The sequence below is a fragment of the Microvirga sp. KLBC 81 genome, from assembly GCF_003075415.1.
Classification (GTDB): Bacteria; Pseudomonadota; Alphaproteobacteria; order Rhizobiales; family Beijerinckiaceae; genus Microvirga.
Genome location: NZ_QDAH01000165.1, coordinates 1 through 4,914, shown reverse-complemented (window position 1 = coordinate 4,914; position 4,914 = coordinate 1). Strand labels below are relative to the sequence as shown.

The window sequence follows — 4,914 nt, the reverse complement described above, 5'->3', positions numbered from 1 at the left end:
CCTGATGGCCCTGGGCCAACAGCCGCGCGGCCACATGATAGCCGATGAAACCGGCCGCTCCGGTCACGAGAATGGGTGAGGACATCGAAAAAGCCCGCTTGAACATTTCTGCTGGAGCATCGTCTTATCGGTGAACCGGGTTCCACGTCGCCGGACAATGCTCTAGCGCATCGTGCGGAAAAGTGGACCGGTTTTCCGCATGAACGATGCGCCGCTTGAAGAAGGGAGCATCGGACATGAAAAGTGGGGCGCACTTTTCATGCCCGACGCTTAGACGGCGGGCACCTTAGCGGCCTTGGGCCATTCCGCAACCGCCTCTTGGCCGGAGGCGTCCAGGATGATGGATTGCCGTTCGCGGGCCACGAAGGCGGTTGGCATCACGGCCTTCATCTCGGCTTCCATGGCCCGGATGAAGGCATCGTCATGCCCCGGATAGAGATGGAAAATGGCCAGAGACTTCACGCCGGCGGCCTTGGCGAGTTCCACGCCCTTCTCCCAGGTGGAGTGGCCCCAGCCGCGGCAGCGCGGGTATTCGGCCTCGGAGAACATGCCGTCATAGATCATGAGATCGGCATCGCGCACGAAATCGGCCAGGTCGGCATCCGGCCACGCTTCGCTGTGCTCCACGTCGCTGATGTAGCAGACGCTGCGGTTGCCGTGCCGGAAGCGGTAGCCCGTAGCGCCGCCCGGATGGTTCAGGGGATGGGTCTCGACGCGGGCGCCGTCGTCGAAGGTCAGGGTTTCGCCGGCCTTGAATCCCACATGCTCGAACCGGGCCGGGAACTGGCCGAGGCGCACCGGAAAGAGCGGCGGCGAGAACAGCTTGTCGAGGGAATCCATGGCGCTTTCGCCATCGAGATTGCCGCAATAGGTGCGTACCAGCCGCTCCCTGGTGAGGGCGGGCTTGAAGAAGGGCAGGCCGCCCACATGGTCGATGTGGAGATGGCTGAAGAGGATGTCGATGGCATCGGGAACATCCTCGCCGAGCGCGATGCCCAGCGCTGAAATGCCCGTTCCGGCATCCACGATGAAGAGACGTTTGCCGCAGCGGATCTCGACACAGGCCGTATGCCCGCCAAATTCCATGAACCGAGGGCCGGAAGCGCAGGTGGAGCCGCGAATGCCCCAGAAGCGGACCTGTAGCTCGTCAGAAGATGCAACTCGGCTTACCATCGCTGGATCATGCCCAACCGAAAACCCCATATCTGTGCGATGCCGCACATGATCAGATGACCCCAGGCGCCGCCGGATAGCAAGTGCGGCCGTTCATGCACTTAAGGCCTCCGGCTGTCTGATGCGGGGAACCATCACGGGTTCGCCCCGCTCGAAACGGATAACGGCGTCGAAGGGCGGATGATCCATGATGGGGGAGACCGAAGGCGTGACGATGACGAGTCCCCGGCCGACCATGGAGCGGCGAAGCGCTGCCACCAGCCTGTCCGCGGCCGGACCCGGCCGGCCATCGAGGGCCCGCTGAACCACGAGAACGCTCGGCCGGCGCACGAGACAGCGCACCAGATCGACGGCCGCGGTTTCGGTGAGGCTGAGATCGTCGCCCTGAGGATCGATGGGCAGGTCGAGCCCGATGCGGGAGACTTCGCCGTCAAGGCCCCGCTCGGTGAGCACGTGTCTGATGACACCCTGCACAGCCTCCGCCGCGCCGGCCTGATCGGCGGCGATGCGCCCGAAAAGCAGGTTGTCCTGCACGCTCGCCGCCGAGCAGAAGAGCGCCTGATCGTAGAACTCGATGGAAGGTTTGAGGCTTACCGGCAGCATGGGGGCGAAATCTGCCCGCGCCGTGAGAATGCGCGCTTCGAGCGCCTCGTCGAGGAGCCCCAGGCGGTGACGGCTTTCGTTGTAGCGAAGCGCGAGGCCGATCAGGCGTTCCTGATCGCGCCCGGGCCGTCGCTGGCCGCTTTGGCGCTCCACGAGATCCTGGAAATAGGCGCGGTCGGCAGCCGAGAAGAACGAGAAGCGCTCGAAGAGAGGATGTCCGTCCGGGATATCGGCAAAAATCTCTATCATGCTCGATGCGATGGACAGGCCAACCTGGCTCAGGATCTTGGTGAGGTCGTTGGCCTCGAGGATGGCCCGCACGTAGGGATGCGCGGAAAGCCTGTCCTCCTGGAACGTGTCGCCGACCGGCTTCCCGAACAGCAGGTTTTCGCCGATCGTGGCGTAGCGGTTGTAGCGAGCGGCATCGAAAGGATCGACGAAACGGTCGAGCTGCTCCCGGGCCAGTGCCGCCTGCACGAAGCGGCGGGCCTCCACGATAGCCGCTGCGATCGCGGGCTCCTTCTTGGGATCGAGTGTGCCGGACAGGCCGCGTGCATGGGTGAGGCGGTCAAGGCCCGTGATGGCGATGGCTTCCGAGAGCCTATGCTCGAGCTCTTCTGCCGGCCCTTGGCAGCCATAGAGCAGGTTCTCCTTCAGGCTGCCCTCGATCAGCACCGTCTCACCGGCAAAGGCGATGCGCTGGCTGCGCTCGAAAGGGTTGGCCTCGACCAGATCCACGCCGCCATAGGTCATGCGGCCGACGGAAGGGTGGATCTGTCCGCTCATGAGGGCGGCGAGCAGGCGCGGACCGGAATCGCCGTCACCCACGAGAGCGACATGGGAGGGGAAGGCGAGGTTCAGATTGACGGAAGTGATGCGCGCGCCGCTCGCCGGGTCATAGGCCGAGACGCCCTGCGCCACGAGGGCGCCGTTCTCGGGCAGAGAGGCCTTCCCCTTCTTGATGCCGCGCGGCTTGAGCGCGGAAAGACTCCGCGCCACATCCGTGAGCAGGGCGCGGGCCCGAAGGGCCGTGCGGTGCCACTGCACAAGCTCGCGCACGCCATAAGCCGCAAGCGCCGAGGCAAGCACGCAGGCCGCCACCATGCCGGCCGTCAATGGGCGGGACCCAGCGAACCACGCACCAAGCGCCAGCACCGCGACGGGCGCGAGCATCAGCACGATGGCGGCGGTGGAATCGACGAGCGCCAGACGGTACTCGCGCCGTGCGACGGGGCGATGGCCTTCGATGAGGAGATTGTGAACCCGGTCCCGCTCATAAAACCCCGTGCCATGGGCGCGCATGGCTGGGATGCGGTGTTCGAGATCGGCCAGGATGCTTTCGGCGCTCTCGCCTTCCTTGTGGCGTGCAGCCGTCGCATCGAACCGCAGCAGCGCGCGGCGAGCATTCAGGATGGCGCCGACGCTCAAGGTCGCCGCGAGGGTAGCTCCGAGATGCCAGTCCATCACGAGCACATAGGCAAACGACAATCCGATCATGCCGCCGAGCTTGACCGGAACGAACAGGCTTAATCCCAGCACCGAATTCTTGCGGGCAAGCCCATGGGCTGCGAGCGCGGTCGCCATCGAGAGATCGTCTTGAGCCGAAGGCGGCGCCTTGAGGATGGCTTCGAGGGCGACGGCGCGAAGCTTGGCCAGGGCCCGCGAGCCAATGCTGACCGCAATCCCATCGACGGGAATGAGCAGCAGCGCAATCAGGACGGGAATCAGCAGGATGCCGCCGATGGAGGCGAGCGTGAAAGTTTCAGGGCTGAGGGTAAGGCCTGAAAACAGCACGAGCGGTTCCGGCCAGACGCTCGCCGGTGGGGTGAGGACGATGCGGAGCAGGGCGGGCGGAGCGGAACCGCCTCCTGCAACGGCCCGGTCCACGACGATGCGGATCAGCTCGAGCCCGACGAGCAGGCAGAGGCCGGCCAGCGCCAGAAGACAAAATCCGAAGACATGGCGAAGCCGGGAGGTCTTCCACGCCAGGCGCAACGGGTCGCGCTCCATGCCACCTCCCTCGACAACTTTCACATTGGTTGAGCTTTAGGGGTGAAACTAGCGAAACCTAGGCCTTCCGGCCAGTCCAAACTCTGCAACTGGCCTCTCGCCGCCCCCGCCTTCGCGCCTATCTCACCCTTCCTACGGCATTTCCAGAGAGGATGATCGGGCTTCATTATGTCGTCGTCCCTGCCGGTCGATCCGGTTTTCCAGCTCATCGTCGAAACCCCCGGCCGCACGCCGTCTTCTGCGCTGCCGAGCCGGTTGAAGGGTCTCTTCAAGGAACTGGCCGATGTCGATCCCGTCAGGCCGGTCGAGGAGATCGAGGACCAGATCTGGGCGCTCTGGGCCTCTCACGAGGATCGGCTGGCGGAAGAAACCCTGGCAGCTGCGGTGAAGGCCATTGCATCGGGAGAATTACAGAAGGCAAGGCCTCTTCTCGATCACCTCGTCATCAAGCATCCCGATTGGCCGGAGGCCTGGAACAAGCGCGCGACGCTCGCCTATATCGAGAAGCGCGATGCCGACAGCCTCTTCGATATCGCTCAGACCTTGAGGCTTGAGCCCCGCCATTTCGGCGCGATTTCCGGGTTCGGCAATGTGTGTTTGCGTCATGGGTATCTCAACGAAGCCCGCGCGGCTTTCCAGATCGCGCTTTCCATCAATCCGCATATGGAAGAGCTGCGTGACATGTTGGAGAACCTCTCTCCGCACAATCTGATGCTGCATTGAGGAAGCTGGCCTCTCAGGAGAGGCGGTCGCGCCATTCCGGCAGCGACGGCACCGGCGAGGGCTTCTCCTGCTTCAACTCGGGATAGATCATCAGCCGCCCGGTATGGTCGCGGCAGATGCCGTAGACCAGCTCGATCCCGGGATCGCGCCCGCGCCGCAAGGCCGCGACGATGATCGTCCTGACGGTGTGCAGGGCTGAGAGCGTGCACGCCGTTCCGGCGATGATCCAGAGCGCCTGGATCCAGACCGGTGCGGCGTGAAACTTGCTGAGCCCATCCGCCCAGACGCTGTAGGGCTGGTCCATGGCCAAACTCCCTTCGAGGTGAGGGACCACCAGCGGGGCTGGTGGTCGGGGAGCTAGAAAGCCGCCTGAGACGGCTGCATTGGCCTTTAGGCTCTCGCCCT

General features: G+C 64.4%; 5 protein-coding genes. 1 reads left to right on the top strand and 4 read right to left on the bottom strand.

The window, feature by feature from the left end; translation table 11 throughout:
• The 3 genes from DC522_RS32420 to DC522_RS32410 all read right to left on the bottom strand — a co-directional run.
• A partial coding sequence (locus DC522_RS32420; protein ID WP_116532541.1) for an NAD-dependent epimerase/dehydratase family protein occupies nt 1-85 on the bottom strand: 85 nt, incomplete at its 3' end.
• 185 nt (nt 86-270) lie between these two features.
• Nucleotides 271-1,173 carry an MBL fold metallo-hydrolase gene (locus tag DC522_RS32415; RefSeq protein WP_116532540.1) on the bottom strand — a complete coding sequence of 301 codons (903 nt, stop codon included), beginning with the start codon at nt 1,171-1,173 and terminating at the stop codon, nt 271-273.
• Nucleotides 1,174-1,266: 93 nt separating this feature from the next.
• Nucleotides 1,267-3,786, bottom strand: coding sequence for an ABC transporter ATP-binding protein/permease (locus tag DC522_RS32410; RefSeq protein ID WP_116532539.1), 2,520 nt, complete (start codon nt 3,784-3,786; stop codon nt 1,267-1,269).
• A 168-nt stretch (nt 3,787-3,954) separates the two neighbouring features.
• Between DC522_RS32410 and DC522_RS32405 the strand changes: the two genes are divergently transcribed.
• Nucleotides 3,955-4,509: a M48 family metallopeptidase gene (locus DC522_RS32405; RefSeq protein ID WP_116532538.1), complete on the top strand. Its 555-nt coding sequence runs from the start codon at nt 3,955-3,957 to the stop codon at nt 4,507-4,509.
• Nucleotides 4,510-4,522: 13 nt separating this feature from the next.
• Here the strand turns inward: DC522_RS32405 and DC522_RS32400 are convergent.
• Nucleotides 4,523-4,914: hypothetical protein (locus DC522_RS32400; RefSeq protein WP_205769901.1), on the bottom strand; the 392-nt coding region annotated here is incomplete at its 5' end.

Bases quoted from the DNA above. Each gene is read 5' to 3' on its own strand.
- DC522_RS32415 (WP_116532540.1), bottom strand. From the start codon at position 1,173: ATGGTAAGCCGAGTTGCATCTTCTGACGAGCTACAGGTCCGCTTCTGG.
- DC522_RS32405 (WP_116532538.1), top strand. From the start codon at position 3,955: ATGTCGTCGTCCCTGCCGGTCGATCCGGTTTTCCAGCTCATCGTCGAA.
- DC522_RS32410 (WP_116532539.1), bottom strand. From the start codon at position 3,786: ATGGAGCGCGACCCGTTGCGCCTGGCGTGGAAGACCTCCCGGCTTCGC.